The sequence below is a fragment of the Enterobacter sp. NFIX58 genome (genome assembly GCF_900110475.1).
Taxonomy (GTDB): Bacteria; Pseudomonadota; Gammaproteobacteria; order Enterobacterales; family Enterobacteriaceae; genus Enterobacter; species Enterobacter quasiroggenkampii.
The window spans coordinates 1-19387 of record NZ_FODW01000002.1; the positions used below are offsets into that span (position 1 = coordinate 1).

General features: G+C 54.2%; 21 protein-coding genes and 1 other annotated feature. Of the genes, 8 read left to right on the forward strand and 13 right to left on the reverse strand.

What is annotated here, in order from left to right; translation table 11 throughout:
- Nucleotides 1–472 precede the first annotated feature (472 nt).
- The 3 genes from clpB to rluD form a co-directional block, all read right to left on the reverse strand.
- A complete protein-coding gene (clpB, locus tag BMW97_RS09600) occupies nucleotides 473–3046 on the reverse strand; it encodes an ATP-dependent chaperone ClpB (RefSeq protein WP_045909253.1) in 2574 nt (857 codons plus the stop codon).
- A gap of 129 nt (nucleotides 3047–3175) precedes the next feature.
- Nucleotides 3176–3907: a purine nucleoside phosphorylase YfiH gene (gene yfiH / locus BMW97_RS09605; RefSeq protein ID WP_045909254.1), complete on the reverse strand. Its 732-nt coding sequence runs from the start codon at nucleotides 3905–3907 to the stop codon at nucleotides 3176–3178.
- Nucleotides 3904–4884 (reverse strand): 23S rRNA pseudouridine(1911/1915/1917) synthase RluD, encoded by a 981-nt coding sequence (rluD, locus tag BMW97_RS09610; RefSeq protein ID WP_008502468.1) that lies wholly within the window; start codon nucleotides 4882–4884, stop codon nucleotides 3904–3906. The genes yfiH and rluD overlap by 4 nt, the downstream gene beginning before the upstream one ends.
- Nucleotides 4885–5015: 131 nt before the next feature.
- Here rluD and bamD point away from each other — a divergent pair, with 131 nt between their 5' ends.
- The 4 genes from bamD to pheA all read left to right on the forward strand — a co-directional run bounded on the left by bamD (nucleotide 5016) and on the right by pheA (nucleotide 7790).
- Nucleotides 5016–5753 (forward strand): outer membrane protein assembly factor BamD, encoded by a 738-nt coding sequence (bamD, locus tag BMW97_RS09615; protein WP_023308867.1) that lies wholly within the window; start codon nucleotides 5016–5018, stop codon nucleotides 5751–5753.
- A gap of 268 nt (nucleotides 5754–6021) precedes the next feature.
- Nucleotides 6022–6363, forward strand: coding sequence for a ribosome-associated translation inhibitor RaiA (gene raiA / locus BMW97_RS09620; protein WP_008502470.1), 342 nt, complete (start codon nucleotides 6022–6024; stop codon nucleotides 6361–6363).
- A gap of 110 nt (nucleotides 6364–6473) precedes the next feature.
- Nucleotides 6474–6599, forward strand: a sequence feature (Phe leader region).
- Nucleotides 6475–6522 carry a pheA operon leader peptide PheL gene (pheL, locus tag BMW97_RS23860; protein WP_100249759.1) on the forward strand — a complete coding sequence of 16 codons (48 nt, stop codon included), beginning with the start codon at nucleotides 6475–6477 and terminating at the stop codon, nucleotides 6520–6522. (Overlaps the previous feature by 48 nt.)
- A gap of 30 nt (nucleotides 6600–6629) precedes the next feature.
- Nucleotides 6630–7790: a bifunctional chorismate mutase/prephenate dehydratase gene (gene pheA / locus BMW97_RS09625; RefSeq protein WP_021242003.1), complete on the forward strand. Its 1161-nt coding sequence runs from the start codon at nucleotides 6630–6632 to the stop codon at nucleotides 7788–7790.
- On the opposite strand, the gene BMW97_RS09630 is transcribed toward pheA, so the two are convergent.
- Genes BMW97_RS09630 through aroF form a run of 3 tightly spaced genes read right to left on the reverse strand, consistent with a single transcriptional unit; the run spans nucleotide 7787 to nucleotide 10922 of the window.
- Complete coding sequence (locus BMW97_RS09630; RefSeq protein WP_045909255.1) at nucleotides 7787–8659, reverse strand: SMP-30/gluconolactonase/LRE family protein; 873 nt, start codon at nucleotides 8657–8659, stop codon at nucleotides 7787–7789. The genes pheA and BMW97_RS09630 overlap by 4 nt on opposite strands.
- Nucleotides 8660–8719: 60 nt before the next feature.
- Nucleotides 8720–9841, reverse strand: a complete 1122-nt coding sequence (gene tyrA / locus BMW97_RS09635; protein WP_008502473.1) for a bifunctional chorismate mutase/prephenate dehydrogenase — start codon at nucleotides 9839–9841, stop codon at nucleotides 8720–8722.
- A 10-nt stretch (nucleotides 9842–9851) separates the two neighbouring features.
- Nucleotides 9852–10922, reverse strand: a complete 1071-nt coding sequence (aroF, locus tag BMW97_RS09640; RefSeq protein ID WP_045909256.1) for a 3-deoxy-7-phosphoheptulonate synthase AroF — start codon at nucleotides 10920–10922, stop codon at nucleotides 9852–9854.
- 214 nt (nucleotides 10923–11136) lie between these two features.
- Here aroF and BMW97_RS09645 point away from each other — a divergent pair, with 214 nt between their 5' ends.
- The 4 genes from BMW97_RS09645 to BMW97_RS09660 all read left to right on the forward strand — a co-directional run bounded on the left by BMW97_RS09645 (nucleotide 11137) and on the right by BMW97_RS09660 (nucleotide 13912).
- A complete protein-coding gene (locus BMW97_RS09645) occupies nucleotides 11137–11511 on the forward strand; it encodes a DUF2799 domain-containing protein (RefSeq protein ID WP_045909257.1) in 375 nt (124 codons plus the stop codon).
- Nucleotides 11512–11649: 138 nt separating this feature from the next.
- Nucleotides 11650–12201, forward strand: a complete 552-nt coding sequence (locus tag BMW97_RS09650) for a regulatory sequestration protein YfiR (RefSeq protein ID WP_198925595.1) — start codon at nucleotides 11650–11652, stop codon at nucleotides 12199–12201.
- A complete protein-coding gene (dgcN, locus tag BMW97_RS09655; RefSeq protein ID WP_045909259.1) occupies nucleotides 12194–13414 on the forward strand; it encodes a diguanylate cyclase DgcN/YfiN in 1221 nt (406 codons plus the stop codon). Before BMW97_RS09650 ends, dgcN begins: the two co-directional genes overlap by 8 nt.
- A gap of 12 nt (nucleotides 13415–13426) precedes the next feature.
- The gene (locus tag BMW97_RS09660; RefSeq protein ID WP_045909260.1) at nucleotides 13427–13912 is read left to right on the forward strand and encodes an OmpA family protein; all 486 of its coding nucleotides are present in this window, start codon (nucleotides 13427–13429) and stop codon (nucleotides 13910–13912) included.
- Nucleotides 13913–13914: 2 nt separating this feature from the next.
- Here the strand turns inward: BMW97_RS09660 and BMW97_RS09665 are convergent, their stop codons facing one another.
- The 7 genes from BMW97_RS09665 to ffh all read right to left on the reverse strand — a co-directional run bounded on the left by BMW97_RS09665 (nucleotide 13915) and on the right by ffh (nucleotide 19331).
- A complete protein-coding gene (locus tag BMW97_RS09665; protein ID WP_045909261.1) occupies nucleotides 13915–15285 on the reverse strand; it encodes a PepSY-associated TM helix domain-containing protein in 1371 nt (456 codons plus the stop codon).
- Nucleotides 15286–15322: 37 nt separating this feature from the next.
- Complete coding sequence (locus BMW97_RS09670) at nucleotides 15323–15727, reverse strand: DUF2946 domain-containing protein (RefSeq protein WP_045909262.1); 405 nt, start codon at nucleotides 15725–15727, stop codon at nucleotides 15323–15325.
- Between the two features lie 132 nt (nucleotides 15728–15859).
- A complete protein-coding gene (rplS, locus tag BMW97_RS09675; RefSeq protein WP_002914145.1) occupies nucleotides 15860–16207 on the reverse strand; it encodes a 50S ribosomal protein L19 in 348 nt (115 codons plus the stop codon).
- Nucleotides 16208–16250: 43 nt separating this feature from the next.
- Nucleotides 16251–17018 (reverse strand): tRNA (guanosine(37)-N1)-methyltransferase TrmD, encoded by a 768-nt coding sequence (gene trmD, locus BMW97_RS09680; protein ID WP_008502493.1) that lies wholly within the window; start codon nucleotides 17016–17018, stop codon nucleotides 16251–16253.
- A gap of 31 nt (nucleotides 17019–17049) precedes the next feature.
- Complete coding sequence (rimM, locus tag BMW97_RS09685; protein WP_029741020.1) at nucleotides 17050–17589, reverse strand: ribosome maturation factor RimM; 540 nt, start codon at nucleotides 17587–17589, stop codon at nucleotides 17050–17052.
- Nucleotides 17590–17604: 15 nt separating this feature from the next.
- Nucleotides 17605–17853 (reverse strand): 30S ribosomal protein S16, encoded by a 249-nt coding sequence (gene rpsP / locus BMW97_RS09690; protein WP_003863133.1) that lies wholly within the window; start codon nucleotides 17851–17853, stop codon nucleotides 17605–17607.
- Between the two features lie 116 nt (nucleotides 17854–17969).
- Complete coding sequence (gene ffh / locus BMW97_RS09695) at nucleotides 17970–19331, reverse strand: signal recognition particle protein (RefSeq protein WP_014884878.1); 1362 nt, start codon at nucleotides 19329–19331, stop codon at nucleotides 17970–17972.
- Nucleotides 19332–19387: the final 56 nt, after the last annotated feature.

Sequence of the window (19387 nt, forward strand, 5' to 3'; positions counted from 1 at the left end):
CTGCCGCCAGCGTTCAATCTGAGCCATGATCAAACTCTTCAATTTAAGTTTGATGCTCGTGAATTAAACTTCGTAATGAATTACGTATGTTCACTCAGAGACTTGGTATTCATTTATTGTCCGAAGACATTAAGAATCCATGTCACTTTGAGTGCCCACACAGATTGTCTGATAAATTGTTAAAGAGCAGTGCCGCTTCGTTTTCGCTGCGGCGCGGGGTGTGCATATTACGCTTTCCCGCTTCAGAGTCAAGCGTTTATTTTCGCTTTTCTCTGCTGACCCGGCGGCGTGTGTGCCGTTGTTCCGTGTCAGTGGAGGCGCATTATAGGGAGTAATTCTGAACCTGCAAGGATAAAGTGAAATTTATTTACTGACCGCTCACTTTCCAGGCAAAACCGACTCCAGACCTCAATTTTCGCCTGGTTTTTAAACAAAAACGAGCCGCAAGCGGCTCGTTTTTGCGTTTTGTGACTTACTGCACTGCCACAATGCGATCGTCGTTGGCTTCCAGACGGATAACTTTGCCAGGAACCAGCTCCCCGGAGAGGATCTGCTGCGCCAGCGGGTTTTCGATCTGCTGCTGGATAGCGCGTTTCAATGGACGCGCACCGTACACCGGATCGTAACCATTCTTACTCAGCAGCTTCAGCGCATCGTCGGAGATGTGAATTTCATATCCACGCTCTTCCAGACGTTTGTACAGACGCTGCAGCTGGATCTGCGCAATCGACGCAATGTGTTTCTCACCCAGAGGATGGAATACCACCACTTCATCAATACGGTTGATGAACTCCGGACGGAAGTTATGGCTTACTACACCCAGCACCAAATCCTTCATATGGCTGTAGTCCAGTTCACCGAAACGTTCCTGAATCAAATCGGAACCCAGGTTCGAGGTCATAATGACAACCGTATTACGGAAGTCGACCGTTCTCCCCTGCCCGTCGGTCAGACGACCATCATCCAGCACCTGAAGCAGAATGTTGAACACATCCGGATGCGCTTTTTCCACCTCATCCAGCAGGATGACGGAATAAGGACGACGACGCACCGCTTCTGTCAGGTACCCACCCTCTTCATAACCCACATATCCTGGAGGCGCCCCGACCAGACGCGAGACGGAGTGTTTCTCCATAAACTCGGACATGTCGATACGCACCATCGCATCGTCGCTGTCGAACATAAAGTTAGCCAGCGCTTTGCACAGCTCGGTTTTACCGACACCGGTCGGCCCCAGGAACAGGAACGAACCAATCGGGCGGTTCGGATCGGACAGCCCTGCACGGCTACGACGAATAGCATTCGATACCGCTTCAACCGCTTCATTTTGACCAATCACACGATTGTGGAGATCGTTCTCCATGCGCAGCAGTTTTTCACGCTCGCCTTCCAGCATGCGCGCCACGGGAATACCGGTCCAGCGTGCCAGGACTTCCGCGATCTCGGCATCCGTCACTTTATTACGCAACAGACGCATCGTTTTACCTTCTGACTGCGTCGCGATCTCAAGCTGTTTTTCCAGCTCAGGAATTTTGCCGTACTGCAGCTCTGACATTCGCGCCAGGTCGCCCACGCGTCGCGCCTGCTCAATGGCAATTTTTGCCTGTTCGAGTTCAGCTTTGATAGTCTGCGTACCAGAAAGGGAGGCTTTCTCGGCTTTCCACTCTTCTTCCAGCTCAGAATACTGGCGCTCTTTATCGTCCAGTTCTTCATTGAGCATATCGAGGCGTTTCTTACTGGCTTCATCAGACTCTTTCTTCAGCGCCTGCTGTTCCAGCTTGAGCTGAATGATGCGTCGGTCGAGTCGATCCAGCTCTTCCGGCTTCGAGTCAATCTGCATACGAATGCTCGACGCCGCTTCATCAATCAGGTCGATCGCTTTATCCGGCAACTGACGGTCAGCAATATAACGATGCGAAAGCGTCGCCGCCGCAACGATGGCCGGGTCAGTGATCTGCACATGGTGGTGCAGTTCATAGCGCTCTTTCAGACCACGCAGGATCGCGATGGTATCTTCAACGCTTGGCTCGGCAACAAACACTTTCTGGAAACGACGTTCCAGCGCAGCATCTTTCTCAATGTACTGACGGTACTCATCCAGCGTGGTGGCACCGACGCAGTGAAGTTCACCGCGCGCCAGCGCAGGTTTCAGCATGTTCCCGGCATCCATCGCGCCGTCTGCCTTACCGGCACCGACCATCGTGTGCAGCTCATCGATAAACAGGATAACGTTGCCTTCCTGCTTCGCCAGGTCATTAAGCACGCCTTTCAGACGCTCTTCGAACTCGCCGCGGTATTTCGCACCGGCCACCAGCGCGCCCATGTCCAGCGCCAGTACGCGGCGGCCTTTCAGCCCTTCTGGCACTTCACCGTTCACAATACGCTGCGCCAGCCCTTCAACGATGGCGGTTTTACCGACCCCCGGTTCACCTATCAGTACCGGGTTGTTCTTGGTACGACGCTGCAGTACCTGAATGGTACGACGGATTTCTTCATCACGGCCGATCACCGGGTCAAGTTTGCCCTGTTCAGCACGCTCGGTCAGATCGACCGTAAATTTCTTCAAAGCCTGACGTTGGTCTTCGGCTCCCTGATCGTTCACGCTTTCACCTCCGCGCATATTCTCAATCGCCTGAGTCACATTGGCGGTGGTCGCACCGGCGGATTTCAGCAGGTCGGTCAAGGTACCGCGTGATTCAAGCGCCGCCAGAACAAACAGCTCTGACGAAATAAAATTGTCCCCACGTTTTTGCGCCAGCTTGTCGCAAAGGTTCAGGACGCGCACCAGATCCTGCGACGGCTGAACGTCGCCGCCGGTCCCTTCGACCTGCGGTAAACGGCTCAGCGCCTGATCGATAGCGGTGCGTAACTGGCCAGCATTAATGCCAGCGGACGTTAATAAAGGACGTACCGATCCCCCTTCCTGATTCAGCAAGGCGCTCATTAAATGAAGAGGTTCGATAAATTGGTTGTCGTGCCCCAGTGCGAGGGACTGGGCATCGGCGAGAGCAAGCTGGAATTTATTAGTAAGACGATCCAGACGCATAACTCCTCCCATAACAGGTCAAATTTGCTACTGGAGATTAAATGAGGTCATCCCTCAATTATTCAAGGTTAATGACCTGAATTATGTGAAAAGAAAACGGCACGTGCCGGATCGTCTTGATTCTTTAGGTTATATCAGCCAAATGAAACTTGCCATACGCCCCGTCGTCTTGTCGCGGCGATAAGAGAAAAAATCACCCTTTTCGGTGAATGTGCAGCGATCGCCGCCGAAGATCTGCGTTATGCCGACGCTGTTCAGGCGCTGACGAGCAAGCTGGTAAATATCGGCCAGATATTTATCTCCAGAAGGCAGGAAGGCGTCCGCCGCTTGCGGATCTTTATCCATAAAGGCTTCGCGAACCTCCGGCCCCACTTCAAAAGCGCGAGGACCAATGGCCGGGCCAAGCCAGGCCATAATATTGGCGGGCTCATCCTTAAAGCAGGCGACGGTTTCTTCCAGCACGCCTTCACACAGTCCACGCCAGCCCGCGTGTGCTGCAGCCACCTCGGTGCCTGCGCGGTTGCAGAACAGCACCGGCAGACAATCGGCGGTCATTACGGCACAAACGGTTCCCGGAGTATTGCTGTAAGAGGCATCAGCACGTTTAGAAGCATAGGGTTCCCCCGTCAACTTCAGCACCGCCTTGCCATGAACCTGTTCCAGCCAGACCGGATTTGAAGGCAGGTTCCCCGCAGCAAACAGACGCCTGCGGTTCTCTTCCACGTGTTCCAGGTTATCGCCACAGTGTGCGCCGAGGTTCAACGACGCCCACGCGCCCTGGCTAACACCGCCAATACGGGTTGAACTGCAGGCAGCCACGCCGGCAGGCAATGTCCACTCCGGGACAATCAGTTTGGTCATAACCAGTCCACTTGATCCTTATGTTCTTCGAAATCAGCACGCATGGCATCAATAAGGTCCACCATATCCTGCGGGATAGGCGCATGCCACTCCATCTGAATGCCGGTGATAGGATGGTAAAGACGCAGCATGGTCGCGTGCAGCGCCTGACGGTCGAATTTACGCAATACGCTGATGAACTCATCCGATGCGCCTTTAGGCGGACGAGGACGACCACCGTAGACCTGATCCCCCACCAGCGGATGGGTAATGTGGGCCATATGCACGCGGATCTGGTGGGTACGTCCGGTCTCCAGACGCAGACGCAGACGCGTATGGATACGGAAATGCTCCATAATGCGATAGTGTGTCACCGCCGGTTTACCCATCGGATGCACCGACATATGGGTTCGCTTGGTCGGGTGACGGCTGATAGGCTCTTCTACCGTCCCGCCAGAGGTCATATGCCCAATGGCTACCGCTTCATACTCACGGGTGATTTCGCGCAGCTGCAGCGATTCCACCAGACGGGTCTGAGCAGGAACGGTCTTCGCCACCACCATCAGACCGGTAGTGTCTTTATCCAGACGGTGCACGATGCCCGCGCGCGGAACATCCGCGATCGGCGGATAATAATGGAGAAGTGCGTTAAGTACCGTACCGTCAGGGTTTCCCGCACCCGGGTGAACAACCAGGTCGCGCGGCTTGTTGATCACCAGAATGTCATCATCTTCATAGACGATGTCCAGTGGGATATCCTGCGGCTCGAAGCGGATTTCCTCTTCGATTTCAGCATTGATGGCGACAGCTTCCCCACCTAACACCTTCTCTTTTGGTTTGTCCCAGATCTTGCCGTTTACCATCACGCGCTGGTCAAGGATCCATTCTTTTATGCGTGAACGCGAATAATCAGGGAACAATTCGGCCAAAGCCTGATCTAAGCGTTGACCGAGCTGATTTTCGGAGACTGTTGCGGTGAGTTCTACTCGTTGTGCCATAAACTGCTTCTTCGTTTAACGTTGGGTTTTACGGCTTTGCCGTTTAATATAGTGTGCTATTGTAGCTGGTCTTAATCGGGAGCAGGAACAGAGTTTCTCCCGGACAAACATTTGAGGAAAGTCAAAACGTCATGACGCGCATGAAATATCTGGTGGCAGCGGCCACGTTGAGCCTGGCTTTGGTGGGCTGCTCCGGTTCAAATGAACAGGTCCCTGACAATCCGCCGAATGAAATCTATGCGACTGCACAACAAAAGTTGCAGGACGGTAACTGGAAACAGGCGATAACGCAACTGGAAGCGTTGGATAATCGCTATCCATTTGGTCCGTATTCGCAGCAGGTACAGTTAGATCTCATCTACGCATACTATAAAAATGCCGATCTGCCGCTGGCTCAGGCAACCATCGATCGTTTCATGCGTCTGAACCCGACTCATCCTAACATCGACTACGTGATGTACATGCGCGGCCTCACCAACATGGCGCTGGACGACAGTGCGCTGCAGGGCTTCTTCGGCGTGGATCGTTCCGACCGTGACCCGCAGCATGCGCGTGATGCTTTCAATGACTTCTCCAAGCTGGTGCGCGGCTATCCGAACAGCCAGTACGTGACCGACGCCACCAAACGTCTGGTGTTCCTGAAAGATCGTCTGGCGAAATATGAATACTCCGTGGCGGAATATTATACCCGCCGTGGCGCATGGGTTGCCGTGGTTAACCGCGTAGAAGGTATGCTGCGTGATTACCCGGATACTCAGGCAACGCGCGACGGCCTGAAGCTGATGGAAAATGCTTACCGTCAGATGCAGATGACCGCTCAGGCTGAAAAAGTGGCGAAAATCATCGCCGCGAACAGCAGCAACACCTGATTTTGCCTCAATGCAAAACGGCAGCCCGAAGGCTGCCGTTTTTTTATTCGTTTCTGAGCGTCGCTGAAGCGCGTTAGCCTCAACACATCCTGTCAACTATGGTCCCAATTTATGCCTTCTACAAGGTAAATCTCACCTCTTCCTGCCCTGCCTCACAAAAAAGATTCCCTGACAAAAACCGACAAAATAACGTGATCTAAATCACACATTTTGACATTAGGTCGGGTATGCTGGAATCACCAAGACGGAAAGACAAGAGGTAAAATTTATGACAATGAACATTACCAGTAAACAAATGGAAATTACTCCGGCAATTCGCCAGCACGTCGCAGACCGTCTCGCCAAACTGGATAAATGGCAAACACATTTGATTAATCCACATATCATCCTGTCCAAGGAGCCGCAGGGTTTCATCGCTGACGCAACTATCAATACTCCAAACGGCCATCTGGTCGCCAGCGCAAAACATGAGGATATGTACACCGCTATTAACGATTTGATCAACAAGCTGGAACGGCAGCTCAATAAAGTGCAACACAAAGGTGAAGCCCGTCGCGCCACAACGTCGGTGAAAGACGCCAGCTTCGCGGAAGAAGTTGAAGAAGAGTAATCCTTTAAATTGAGTGTACCGCCAACGCGCCTTCGGGCGCGTTTTTTGTTTTTTATTGACAGGGTGAAAACAGTACGGGTACTTTAACGGTATCGCTCACAGGATGACTTTATGAAACTTACGCCGTTCTTCTTCGCATTCTTTTTTACCTTCCCCTGAACGGGAGGCGTTTCGTCGTGTGATAAAGAATGCGAAGACGAACAACAAGGCCTCCCACACCGGGGGGCCTTTTTTATTGATAACGATAAGATGAGACAGGCAACACTATGACACCGGAAAACCCGTTACTGGATCTGCGAGTAAAAATCAGCGCGCTGGATGAGAAACTGCTGGCGCTGCTGGCCGAACGCCGCGCCCTTGCCGTTGAAGTGGGTAAAGCCAAGCTGGACTCCCATCGTCCGGTCCGTGATATCGACCGCGAGCGGGATCTGCTGGAACGGCTCATTCAGCTCGGCAAAGCGCATCACCTCGATGCCCACTACATCACCCGGTTGTTCCAACTCATCATCGAAGATTCCGTTCTGACCCAGCAAGCGCTACTGCAGCAGCATCTCAATAAAACCAATCCGCACTCTGCGCGTATCGCTTTCCTCGGGCCAAAGGGCTCCTATTCTCACCTGGCCGCACGTCAGTATGCCGCTCGCCATTTCGAAGAATTTATTGAAAGCGGCTGCGCGAAGTTTGCCGACATTTTTAACCAGGTCGAGACCGGCCAGGCGGATTACGCCGTGGTGCCGATTGAAAACACCAGCTCCGGCGCCATCAACGATGTCTACGACTTGCTCCAGCACACCAGCCTGTCGCTGGTCGGCGAGCTGACGATTCCTATCGATCACTGCGTGCTGGTCTCCGGCTCAACGGACCTGAACACGATCGAAACCGTCTACAGCCACCCGCAGCCGTTCCAGCAGTGCAGCCAGTTCCTGAACCGCTATCCGAACTGGAAAATTGAGTACACCGAAAGCACCTCGGCGGCGATGGAAAAAGTCGCCCAGGCGAACTCTCCCACCGTCGCGGCGCTGGGCAGCGAAGCGGGCGGCGCGCTGTATGGTTTACAGGTGCTGGAACGCAACCTGGCAAACCAGACGCAAAACATTACCCGCTTCGTGGTGCTGGCCCGCAAGGCAATCAATGTGTCTGACCAGGTACCGGCCAAAACCACGCTGCTGATGGCCACCGGCCAACAGGCCGGTGCGCTGGTTGAAGCCCTGCTGGTACTGCGTAATCACAACCTGATCATGACCCGGCTGGAATCGCGCCCAATCCACGGTAACCCATGGGAAGAGATGTTCTACCTCGATATCCAGGCCAACCTCGAGTCTGCTTCCATGCAGAAAGCCCTGCGCGAGCTGGGCGAAATCACCCGCTCCATGAAAGTGCTGGGCTGCTATCCGAGCGAAAACGTCGTCCCGGTCGATCCGATCTAACGTTCGATAAAGCGGCTTTTCTTCATCCCTGCCACGCTCACCGGCAGGGTGAAGATGGCGCCGGAGAGCGGATATTTCGCCACCTCCTCCGCATCCATATTTTCCCGCGTGGTGGTAATAAACAGCGTTTTCATATCATCGCCGCCAAAGCAAACCATCGTCGGACAACGTACCGGCATACGGTATTCTTCCAGTTGCTCCCCTTGCGGTGAAAAACGCGCGATGCGCCAGCCGTCAAACAGCGCGCTCCAGTAGCAACCTTCCACATCCATCGCCGCGCCGTCCGGTATCCCCTCGCCCTCTTTAAACTGACGAAACACCTCTCGCTTACCCGGTTCGCCCTGCTCATCAAGCGGGGTGCGGTAAATCACACCGTTTGGCGTGTCTGAGGTAAACATCCACTGCTTATCCGGGCTAAACGCTAAGCCGTTGTGCCCGTGAATATCGCACTGGATCACCTTCGGCGTCAGGTCGTTGTCGATGCGCATCAGCAGGGCACCGTTGTAATCTCCGGGTCCCCAGAACGTGCCCGCATAGAACCGGCCCTGATGGTCGGTACCCCCATCGTTAAAACGCGCCAGCTGCGGGTTAGAGGGGTTGTCGCACACCTTGCGCTGCAGAAGGCCATGCTTATCGGCAAGCCAGATGCCATTGCGCATGGCGACGATAAACCCGCCGCGCTCGCGCAGCGCGAAACAGCCCACCTCCTCGTGGAAAGAAAGCACGGTGTGTTCCGCCGTCGGCAGATGGTAGCGGTGGATCTCTCCTTCCAGAATATCGGCCCAGTAGAGCGCGTGCTCGTCGGCGCTCCACGTCGGGCATTCAGGCAAATGCCCGGTGTAATTCAACAGCAGCTGCGGTTCGGCCATGACAGTTCCCCAAAATGAAAAAAGCCAGCATTGCTGGCTTTCAGTATATACATCATCGCATTACTGGCGACTGTCATTTGCCTGGCGCAACAACGTCCGGCTCTCATTCTGGAAACGCTGCGCGTAATCGCCAAACCAGTGCTCGACCTTGCGGAAGCTGTCGATAAACGCCTGCTTGTCTCCGTGCTCCAGCAGCGTAATGGCTTCACCAAAGCGCTGATAGTAGCGCTTGATCAGCGCCAGGTTATTTTCCGAGGACATAATAATATCCGCGTACAGTTGCGGATCCTGCGCGAACAGGCGCCCGACCATCGCCAGCTCCAGACGATAGATAGGTGAAGAGAGCGCCAGCAACTGTTCAAGCTGCACGTTCTCTTCCGCCAGATGCAGGCCGTAGGCAAACGTGGCAAAGTGGCGCAGCGCCTGAATGAACGCCATGTTCTGGTCGTGCTCAACCGCGCTGATGCGGTGCAGCCGTGCGCCCCATACCTGAATCTGTTCCAGGAACCACTGATAGGCTTCCGGCTGACGACCGTCGCAGTAAACCACCACCTGCTTAGCCAGGCTGCCGCTGTCCGGGCCAAACATTGGGTGCAGACCCAGCACTGGCCCCGTATGCGCCGCCAGCATAGCCTGTAGCGGACCATTTTTGACGGAGGCCAGATCCACCAGGATACAGTCTTTCGGTAAAGGAGGAAGCTTCCCGACGATCTGCTCCGTCACGTGGATCGGCACGCTGACGATAACCATCCCGGCATCTTTCATGAGTTCCGGCGCCTGGGCCCAGTCCTCTTTTTCCAGAATGCGCACCTGATAGCCCGAAAGGGTCAGCATTTTTTCAAACAGGCGCCCCATCTGTCCTGCACCGCCGACAATCACCACCGGACGCAGGGTCGGACAGAGGGTTTTGAAGCCCTTGTCGTTTTCACTGGAATAGGACTCCCGCATCACGCGACGCAGAACGTCCTCAATCAAGTCCGGCGAAACGCCCAGCGCCTGCGCCTCTTTGCGACGGGAGGCCAGCATGGAGGCCTCGCGCTCCGGGACGTAGATCGGCAAGCCGTATTTGCTTTTCACCTCACCGACTTCGGCAACCAGGGCCATGCGGCGCGCCAGCAGATCCAGCAGCGCCTTATCCACTTCATCAATTTGATCGCGCAGTGCGGTCAATTCAGCAACCATAACTACCCTCTTAAGCCAGACGCGTCGCCAGATGGCCGTTTAAATCTTTATGGATCTCACGCAGCAGCGCATCGGTGGTCTCCCAGCTGATGCAGGCATCCGTCACGGAGACGCCGTGCTTCATGGCGCTGCGCGGTTGTTCAGATGATTGATTGCCTTCATGAATATTGCTCTCAATCATCAGACCGATAATCGAACGATTGCCATCTTTGATCTGTGCGACCACGGATTCCGCAACCGCAGGCTGGCGACGGTAATCTTTATTCGAATTACCATGACTGCAATCTACCATCAGTGCCGGGCGCAGTCCCGCCTGCTCCATCTCTTTTTCACACTGCGCCACGTCCGCCGGGCTGTAGTTCGGGGCTTTCCCGCCGCGCAGGATCACGTGACCGTCCGGGTTGCCCTGCGTTTGCAGGAGGCAAACCTGGCCCGCCTGGTTGATACCGACGAAACGGTGCGGCATGGCGGCCGCGCGCATGGCGTTGATCGCCGTCGCCAGACTGCCATCGGTACCGTTTTTAAAACCAACCGGCATCGACAGACCAGACGCCATCTCGCGGTGGGTTTGCGATTCCGTGGTACGCGCGCCAATCGCGGACCAGCTGAACAGATCGCCAAGGTATTGCGGGCTGTTCGGATCCAGCGCTTCGGTTGCCAGCGGCAGCCCCATGCTGACCAGCTCCACCAGCAGGCGACGCGCAATCTTCAGACCTGCTTCCACATCAAACGAGCCATCCATGTGCGGATCGTTAATCAACCCTTTCCAGCCGACGGTGGTACGTGGCTTCTCAAAATAGACGCGCATCACCAGATAGAGGCTATCGCTGACCTCCTCCGCTAATGCTTTAAATCGACGAGCGTACTCAATGGCGGTTTCAGGATCGTGAATGGAGCAAGGACCACACACCACCAGCAGGCGCGGATCGCGGCCGGCGATGATATTTGAAATGGTCTGACGCGAGTGCTCAATCTGAGCCTCCTGCGCGACGCTCAGCGGAAATTCCGCTTTCAGTTGATCCGGAGTAATTAAAACCTGTTCGTCAGTGATATGTACGTTGTTCAGCGCGTCTTTTTGCATGATGGCGATCCTGTAAAGCTCGTTTGCGATAGTTGTTTTCCTCAATGAGGTGAGACCACGATACCATAAAAAGTAAACATTTCAATCCAAAATACGTACACATTAGTTTACAGAAGCCAATTTATTGCAAAAATCAGCCGATAAAAACGTAAAGTTTAAATTACAGACATATTTTCTTAAGCCAGGCTATGCTGAAGAAAAAAGGAGAATGGCTATGCGTTCAATTGCTCTCACGCTGTTGTCGCTGTTTTTAACGGGCTGCCAGATCAATCCTTACACCTTCCAGCCCGACTGGACCAGTCCATCCTGGTTTGATGCCGGTAAAGAAGACGCCATGAATGGCCTGCCGGTTAAAGATAACCAGACCCTGGCCGATAGTTTTAACGACACCCACGTTGATCGTAGTGAATATCTTCGCGGCTATGCCGATGGTCAGAAGAGAGTCTGCGAAGAAGGGTTTATTCACGCCTGGGGATTAGCGGGCAAATCTTTCCCTGCCAGTTGCGATACTGTTGAAAACGCGACAAAACTGCGTGCGTCATGGCAAAAAGGAATGGATGAAGGTATGCGTTCCAGCAGACTCAATTAAGTCTGCTTTTAACCACCGGAAAATAAACAACAGTAGGATTTAGCTTAGGTTGGCCTGAGGCTATTTCTGACATAATGACGGCTCTGATAAACAATGGTATTCTGCCCGCAACTCTTAAGGACATCTATTTCCGGAGCGATGTGGCGGATTCTGGTGAGAAATTTATTCTTGATCTCTTTTTTCCGACTCACTCTGGTGTTAATGCTGTTCCTTATGGTGGGCCCAGCGACGGCAGGCACGCTTACGGAAACGGATAAATCGGTACGTTCGATTGTCTCAGGCATTGTGAGCTATACGCGATGGCCGTCACTATCCGGGCAGCCCAGACTTTGCGTCTATGCCACTTCTCACTATACACACGCGCTCAGCGGCGACGAAGGGCACAACGAGTTACCCTATACTCCCGTTATTGTACGTAACGATCGGGAAGCCCTGGCCGCGACGTGCGATGCGATATATTTCGGGTCTGAATCACCGGCAAAACAACTTGAATTAATAAGTCAATATCAGGGCAGAGCGTTGCTATTAATCTCAGAGCAAAATCCGGAATGTGTAATTGGCAGTGCCTTTTGCCTGATGATCGATCGCGGCCAGGTACGGTTTTCCGTCAACCTGGATGCATTGACGCGCAGTGGCGTAAGAGTCAATCCGGATGTATTAATGCTGGCACGGAATAAGCAGCATGGATAAAGATTTCACATCAACGCCACGTCCGACGTTTAAAAGAACGTTGAGGCGAAACAGCATGATAAGCGTCATTATTACCATGACGTTAATATGGCTGTTGCTCTGTTTTGCTTCCGTCGTGACGTTAAAACAATACGCGCAAAAGAATCTCGAATTAACCGGCGCCACAATGAGCCACAGCCTGGAAGCCTCGCTGGTTTTCAACGACTCGCTGGCGGCCAACGAAACGCTTGCCGCCCTGGGCAAACAGGGGCAGTTTGCCGCAGCGGAGGTGATTAACGCGCATAAAAAGCGGTTCGCCTACTGGTCCTGGAACCCGGAGGATAACAACGACACGCTGGGCGCGCTGGTCAGTCGCTGGCTTTTCCCCGTACCGGTTGCGCAGCCCATCATGCATAACGGCTTAACGATCGGCGAAATCCGCCTTACCGCACGCGACAGTTTGATCAGCCATTTCATCTGGACGTCGTTTGCCGTACTGACCGGCTGCATTCTCTTTGCCGCCGTCGTCGCGCTCATCATTACCCAGTCTTTGCATCGTGGAATGGTCACGGCCCTGCAGAACATTACCGACGTCGTGCATGACGTACGCACGAACCGCAACTTCTCCCGTCGGGTGAAAGACGGCCGTATCGAAGAATTTCACCAGTTTGGCGAGGACTTCAACAGTCTTCTGGACGAAATGGAAGAGTGGCAACTGAAGCTTCAGGCGAAGAACGCTCAGCTGTTGCGGACCGCCATGCACGACCCGCTTACCGGTCTTGCCAACCGCGCGGCGTTTCGTAACAGCATTGCGGCATTAATGAACGACCCTTCAGCCAGAACAAACTCGGCCCTGCTCTTCCTCGACGGTGATAATTTTAAGTTTATTAACGACACCTGGGGACACGCGGCAGGAGACTGTGTGCTGATCGAAGTCGCCAGCAGGATGATGGAGTTTGGCGACAAACGTCATCAGTCTTACCGTCTTGGCGGAGACGAATTTGCCATGGTGCTGTACGGCGTTCACTCCGAGCTTGAGGTTCAACACATTTGTGCTGCGCTTTCGCAGCAGTTTATCCGTCCGTTTGATCTTCATAACGGACAAAAAGCATCGATGTCACTCAGCATTGGCTTTGCTCTGGCGTGGGAAAATGCTTCCGTGGAAGCATTACTGGAGAGGGCTGACCGCAATATGTACCAGGTTAAAAACCAGCGTACGAAAACAATAAGTTAGAAAGGATACACTATGTTAAAACGTTACTTCGCGCCGTTAGTACTGGCCTCACTGGTTCTGGCAGGCTGTCAGTCGCCGCCGGAAGGCAAATTCACTCCTGAGCAAATTGCGGCGATGAAGTCTTACGGTTTTAACGAACTGAACGGTGACTGGTCGCTTGGCATGTCGGACACCATCCTCTTTGATAAAAATGACGCCCGACTGCGCCCGGAAAGTGAAACGCAGATCCAGTCCATGGCCTCTCGCCTGGCCGAAACCGGCCTGAACCACGCGCGAATGGACGGTCACACGGATAACTACGGGGAAGAAAGCTACAACGAAGCGCTGTCGTTAAAACGCGCCAACGCAGTGGCCGACGCCTGGGCGAAGGGGGCAAATATCCCGCGCAGCAATCTCACCACGCGGGGATTAGGTCAAAAATACCCTGTTGCGAGCAACAGTACCCCGCAAGGGCGCGCTGAAAACCGCCGCGTCGCAGTGGTGATCAGCACGCCATAGGGTTATTTAGCGGATGATTCGGCGAGCGTCAGCCTGGTTGCCGCTCGCCAGCGAAGCCAGTCCACCAGAACAAACAGCGCCAGACTCACGCCCATAACGGGCAAGCACAGCCCCAGCAGCAGGCTAACCATCGCCGTAACGCCTCTTCCCCATCCTGACAGCGCCAGCCAGCTCTGACAAAGCGTCTGTACCGGACTCACTGCCGATTGCGCAGGACGACGTATCCACCACATCCGGTATCCCCAGATAATGAGCACGCACAGGGCGAGGCCGAACGCCACGAGCAGCAGCTGATTTGCCAGGCCGAATAAGATCCCCATATGGAAATCCACGCCCCAGCGGGTCAGTTTGGCCATTAACGGAAAATCCTCGAATCGGGTTCTGTCCAGGATCTGCATCGTATGGGGATCTACCGCAACGGCGTCCACCTGGGTCGGCCAGCTGCGATCGATTTCCGTCACGGTCCAGGCACGATCCCTCGTTTTCGCCGGGCGGATCTCCAGCTTGCTGGCATCAATTCCCGCGTGACGCGCCGCGCTTAACACCCCGTCAAACAGCGTCAAATCCATCGCCATTTCCGGCATCATCATTCCACCGTGATGACCACGGTGTTCGGCATGTTCATCCATAACCTCATGTTGGCCGGATAGCGTCGTGTTCACCTGCGGGGTGAGCCAGTTCATCTCTGCACGCAGCTTATCCACGTTCCCGCCAGCCCACTGGGACCAGGTCAGGCCGGTTGCGGAGAACAGCAGCATTCCACCCAGCAGAACCCAGCCCAGCGTCACGTGCACCCGACGCCGGTTCTGGAAGCGATTGTTGATCCGTCTTTTGGGTCGGGTATAAAACCACAGGGCAATACCGCCCAGCGCGGCAACCCACATCCACGAGGCCGCAAGCTCGCTGTAGAGGCGCCCAATGTCGCCCAGCATCAGGGACGTATGCAGGTAATCAATAGTCTGACGCAGAGGTAAAATCCCGCTGGTGCCGTATACCGTCAGATCTCCCAGCACCGCCAGGCTCACCGGATCGATAAAGATAGCCCGGTTCTCCGATGGCCCAAGTTTCGGGTCAGCGAACATCACGCGGGTGGTTTCGCCCGCAACCAGCCCCGGACGAACGGCGTGCAAACGTAAATCTGATCCAACGGTTTTTTCCGCCACGGCAATTTGTTCCGCCAGAGGCTGCGGCTCACCCACGGAATCCGCGTGGAGCGCGTGCCGGTAGAGTGCGTTTTCCAACTGTGGGGTCGCCACATACAGCGTCCCGGTCAGCGCGGCAAAGAAGATAAACGGGCCGACAAACAGCCCAACGTAGAAATGAAGGCGACGCAGCAGGTTTCCCCATGCCGCGCGCGAGGTGCAGGTAGTCATACTTTTCCTTTTTAAGGCAAAAAGTTATCGATATTTTTTATTGGGAAAAAGCAGACTGCCGCGGCGGCGCGCGGGTATCAGGGTAAAGCCAGGGGAAGAAGTGCCAGTGGTTGACCGCCTGACGCGGCGGCTTAACACGAAGCCTCTGCAGCACCACACTGAGCAGGACGATGAGCGCCAGCATCACGCCAGGGACATGCGCTAACAGCACGCAGTAGCCGCACGCTTCCGCATGGTCGACAGGCATCGTGTGCGGCATATCGCCGTGATGCTCGTCCATCGACATCATGCTCATGTCATGATGCATGCCCGGCATGGCGCTCATGGGATCTTTCTGCAACGAGACGGAGATAAGGGGTGCTACCACGATCAGCAGGATCGCGAACAGCGCGGTCAAAGCCGCTGCGCGTTTCCGGTCAGGCTGATGCAGTACGTTATCCACGTCCCCTCCATTCAAGAGGCAAGCATTGTAAATGATTTATGACGAAAGGGTTAACGCGAGAGGTGCGATAGGATAAAAAAAGGGCCAGCCTTTCGGCCAGCCCTTTCTAACAGGATGTCGCTTAAGCGAATCTTAGTTCAGACGCTCTTTAATACGAGCAGACTTACCAGTACGCTCACGCAGGTAGTACAGTTTAGCTTTACGTACAGCACCACGACGTTTAACAGCAATGCTGTCAACTACCGGAGAGTGAGTCTGGAAGACACGCTCAACGCCTTCGCCGTTGGAAATTTTACGAACAGTGAATGCAGAGTGCAGACCGCGGTTACGAATAGCGATAACCACGCCCTCGAATGCCTGCAGACGTTTTTTGGAACCTTCAACAACCCATACTTTCACTTCCACGGTGTCACCTGGACGGAAGGAAGGTACGTCCTGCTTCATCTGCTCTTGTTCAAGTTGCTTAATAATGTTGCTCATAATTTAATCTCTTATCCTGGGTAAACTGATATTCGGGAGCGTATTACGCATTCCCATCATGTTCATGCTGCTGTTGCGCGTGTTCAGTTTTGAACTCGGCCAGCAACTTTGCTTGCTCTTCAGTCAGAGCCAGGTTTTCCAGAAGTTCAGGTCTTCTAAGCCAGGTTCGGCCCAGCGACTGCTTCAAACGCCAGCGACGTATCTCGGCATGGTTTCCAGACAGTAACACTGCCGGGACCTCCATCCCTTCTAACACTTCAGGACGAGTATAGTGTGGACAGTCCAGCAACCCATCGGCAAAGGAATCTTCCGTTGCCGAAGCTTCATGGCCCAGAACACCCGGAATAAACCGGGCGACAGAGTCAATCAGCGTCATTGCCGGTAACTCACCACCGCTGAGAACGTAATCGCCGATAGACCATTCTTCGTCAATCTCGGTTTGAATTACGCGCTCATCTATCCCTTCGTAGCGCCCACAGACCAGAATCAGCTTTTGATTCGTCGCCAGTTCGCTCACGCCCGCTTGATCAAGCTTGCGTCCCTGAGGTGACAGATAAATCACTTTTGCGCCTTCACCTGCCGCGGCTTTTGCTGTGTGAATGGCGTCCCGTAAGGGTTGCACCATCATTAGCATCCCCGGTCCGCCGCCGTAAGGACGATCGTCCACGGTACGGTGCCGGTCATGAGTAAAGTCACGAGGACTCCAGCTCTGGATGCTCAGCAGGCCATTCTTTACTGCCCGGCCAGTTACCCCGTAATCGGTAATCGCGCGGAACATTTCAGGAAACAGGCTAATTATGCCAATCCACATAGCGCCGTCTTTTACCGTTTATCCGGAGAATTTAAAAACCAGGATCCCAATCTACTTCAATGGTTTGAGTAGTGAGATCGACTTTCTTGATAACCTGTCCATCGAGGAACGGAACCAACCGCTCCTTGATGCCAAATGCATCTTTCAGGTTTGCCTTAATGACGAGAACGTCATTTGACCCGGTTTCCATCATATCGATGACTTTCCCCAGGCTGTAGCCTTCGGTAGTGACTACCTGGCAGCCCATAAGGTCTTTCCAGTAGTAGTCGCCCTCTTCCAGCTGTGGCAACTGCGACGAATCCACGACAATTTCACAATTAGTCAGCGCATTCGCGGCATCACGATCGTCAACGCCTTTCAGCTTGATGATGATGTCCTGATTGTGGTGACGCCAGCTTTCCAGCTCGACCTCTTCCCACTTACCGCCTTTCTGGATAAACCAGGGCTGGTAATCAAAAATGCTATCAGCGTCTTCAGTGGAGGAAAACACTCTGAGCCAACCACGGATACCGTAGCAAGAACCCATTTTTCCCAATACGATCGGTTCAACAGGTGCTTTATTGCTCATCATGACCACCGTGACAGATTAAGCTGCTTTGTTTGCTGCTTTGATCAGCGTAGCAACGCGATCGGAAACAGTAGCGCCCTGGCCAACCCAGTGAGCGATACGATCCAGATCCAGACGAGTTTCTTCTTCTGCGCCAGCGGCCAGTGGGTTGAAGAAACCAACGCGCTCGATGAAGCGACCGTTGCGTGCATTACGGCTGTCAGTCACAACAACCTGGTAGAACGGACGCTTTTTAGCGCCGTGACGTGCTAAACGAATAGTTACCATAACATCCTCTTGTGTGAATAAAACAACCGGGCCCCATCGAGGAACGGAGCCCGGGTGTCATATTAAAAGCCCGAAAATTTTACTCATTTTCGGGCAAAAAGCAATCTCAAAAGCGATTAACGCCCTGGAAAACCGGGAGGCATCATCCCTTTCATGCCGCGCATCATCTTCGCCATGCCGCCTTTCTTCATTTTCTTCATCATGCGCTGCATGTCGTCGAACTGTTTCAGAAGGCGGTTAACGTCCTGCACCTGCATGCCGCAACCGGCTGCGATACGGCGTTTACGGGAACCTTTGATGATGTCCGGGTTAGCGCGTTCTTTCAGCGTCATCGAGTTGATGATCGCCTCCATACGCACCAGCACCTTGTCATCCATCTGCGCTTTCACGTTGTCAGGGATCTGGCCCATGCCCGGCAGTTTGCCCATCAGGCTGGCCATGCCGCCCATGTTTTTCATCTGACGCAGCTGCTCAAGGAAGTCGGTCAGATCGAAACCGTCGCCTTTTTTCAGCTTGCTGGCCAGCTTCTCGGCCTGCGCGCGGTCAACCTTGCTCTCGATATCTTCGATCAGCGACAGCACGTCGCCCATGCCGAGGATACGGGAGGCAATACGATCCGGGTGGAACGGCTCCAGCGCTTCGGTTTTCTCGCCCACGCCGAGGAATTTGATCGGCTTACCGGTGATGTGACGAATGGAGAGGGCCGCACCGCCGCGGGCGTCACCGTCCACTTTGGTCAGCACCACGCCGGTTAACGGCAGCGCTTCGTTAAACGCTTTCGCGGTATTCGCCGCATCCTGACCGGTCATGGCGTCGACAACAAACAGGGTCTCTACCGGGTTGATAGAGGCATGCACCTGCTTGATTTCGTCCATCATCGCTTCGTCAACGTGCAGACGACCGGCGGTATCCACCAGCAGCACGTCGTAGAATTTCAGCTTCGCCTCTTTCAGCGCGGCGTTAACGATGTCGACAGGCTTCTGCGCCACGTCGGACGGGAAGAAATCCACGCCAACCTGCTCTGCCAGGGTTTCCAGCTGCTTGATCGCCGCCGGGCGATAGACGTCCGCAGAGACCACCAGCACTTTTTTCTTGTGCTTTTCGCGCAGGAATTTACCCAGCTTACCGACGCTGGTGGTTTTACCCGCACCCTGCAGGCCCGCCATCAGCACCACGGCCGGTGGCTGAGCGGCCAGGTTAAGCACCTGGTTCTCTTCGCCCATCGCCGAAACCAGTTCATTACGAACGATTTTGACGAACTCCTGACCCGGGGTCAGGCTCTTGTTAACTTCATGACCAACCGCCTTCTCTTTTACGCGGTTGATAAAATCACGAACAACCGGCAACGCGACGTCTGCTTCCAGCAGCGCCATGCGCACTTCGCGCAGCGTTTCCTTGATGTTCTCTTCAGTAAGGCGTCCGCGGCCGCTGATGTTGCGCAGCGTGCGCGACAAACGATCGGTTAAATTATCAAACATTGTCTCTCGCCTGAGTAGAAACGTTGGGCCGCCATGAGCGACACATACACAGAATT